The 1,949-nt window shown below is 32.8% G+C and carries 1 protein-coding gene; it reads right to left on the bottom strand.

Annotated elements, in window-relative coordinates; all coding sequences use genetic code 11:
* Positions 1 to 357 precede the first annotated feature (357 nt).
* Positions 358 to 1,161 carry a hypothetical protein gene (locus tag ACOVQ4_RS23715; protein WP_421823060.1) on the bottom strand — a complete coding sequence of 268 codons (804 nt, stop codon included), beginning with the start codon at positions 1,159 to 1,161 and terminating at the stop codon, positions 358 to 360.
* Positions 1,162 to 1,949 lie beyond the last annotated feature (788 nt).

Raw genomic sequence — 1,949 nt, 5'->3', positions numbered from 1 at the left:
TGATAATCAACTAAATTGTCGTTAATTAAGTAAACGTTGGAGTTTAATTTACTTAACAAATGCAAGTTTTAATTAATAATTTTAAAAAGCAAGAATTCATCAAAAAATGTAGAAATATGAGTTTGTGATTCAAAAGCGTTCATGAATATCGCAGAAGTTTAAATTCATAAGGCTAAAATGTTTTACTGTACTTCGTTCTAACATTGTTTTGAATGGCTGTCAAAATATTGCAAGTTGCTGATTATTTGTTGTTTATATGATATTCATGAGTGTATTTTTTACATTTTGACTCATAAATTTATTCATTTACAAACGATTATAAGTATTTGTCAACGTTTGTAAATGACTATTATAGGATCAATTAGTAACAATTTTCTGCTTAACTTGCTTAACAAACTCAACAGATACTCCCGCAATATCTGCAATTTGCTCTAATGTTAATGACATTTTAGCAAGTAGATTTTTTACAAATCTTTCCTCTGCTTTTTCTTGTCCAACTAGAAAAGCTACGTCCCTTTCTTCATCTATGTATTTTGCAATGCTGTCCATCACTATATCTTTTAAATTTTGTTCTAATTTACGCAGTTGAGCTAATATACGCAACTGTTTGAAATACTTTTTTAACGATAAATCACTTTGAGTTGTTTCTTCAAGTCGAGAAATAATTTGTTTAAGTACAAAATCTGTTGATACATTATTAAAATCAGCCAAAATACTTAAAATTATTTCTTCGGGTTTATTTGAATTTAGAAAAAGGCTATAATCAACGGTGGCTAATGCCAGCAGAGGAAACTCGAATTTCAGCATTGGTAAATCAATTTTTGTTGTCATTCGAGGCTTACTGTTTCCAATAAAAATGACAAATTGCCGAATCGGTAGCTTGAATTTACGTGCCAACATGAAATAATATTCCCCCATCCGATAAATCATTTCAGATTCATTGGCAACTTGAAACTCAATGTGTAGAATAAAGACTGAACCGTCTTGGTCGGTTACTTTCTTCAAAACATCGGGTTTACGCTCTTTTGTGTGCTGAATATCATTGGGTACATCTTCGACTGATAAGGCATTGATGCTCAAGACGTTTTGCATAAGGCTTGGAATTACGGCCTCAATGTTTTCTTTGAAAATCTTATCGTATTGATTAGCTTGTTTTTTCATTTTGCAAAGTTAGCAAAATGTCGGCAGAAGTGCCAAAATACAACAAAGGAGCAGAAAAATTCTAATAAATGCCCAAATCTGGCTGAATTAGTGTTTTATAAAAAATTGTTGATCAAGTAAGTTGTCGTTGATTAGGCAAATGTTGGGGTTTTGTTTACTTAACTTTTGCAATCGTCGGCAAAACTTATTTAGTTTACAAATCAAAACGTAGGATCATTGAAAAAAGCTATATTTGTTAAACGTGTTTGGCTGGTGAATGAGTATCCCGACTACTTCGTTGCGGATGATAATAAAATGTATCGCATAAAAAAAGATGTCAATGTGAGAGCATGTAAATTGACCCAAATTGGCTACTCGCAGGGGTATGTTCTAAAAAGTCGATTTTTCACATTGAATCGATTAAGGACTATGCTAGTCAAAAACGAAACCGCTGATACGGAGACGATGTATCTTATTATCAAAGATTAATACATTTGGTCTTTTGTCGCCCTTTCACGGTTCTTCTCAACGTAAGTGCAAACTGACTGGTTTAATGTTTTTAAATACTACAAGTATTTCTTGTGAACTATGGCTATGAGGCAATTCCTTGTGCTTGAAAGCCTCTTAGATTATTTTTGATCTTGGAAAAAGAAATACTTCTCATCGAAGTCAGCAGTTAACCAAAAAACCTCCTACTTCCGGATTCGCAGTCAGTGTTTAATTTCATGCCATTTAAAAAATCGAGTCAAAGGAAACACCAGCTTTTGTAGCGAACGGATTTTGGTCGATGGTCGAAAAACTGATTTGGC

This window comes from Flectobacillus sp. (assembly GCF_049240685.1).
Taxonomy (GTDB): Bacteria; Bacteroidota; Bacteroidia; order Cytophagales; family Spirosomataceae; genus Flectobacillus.
The sequence above is the reverse complement of the archived record's forward strand: the minus strand, read 5'-3'. Positions and strand labels throughout refer to the sequence as shown.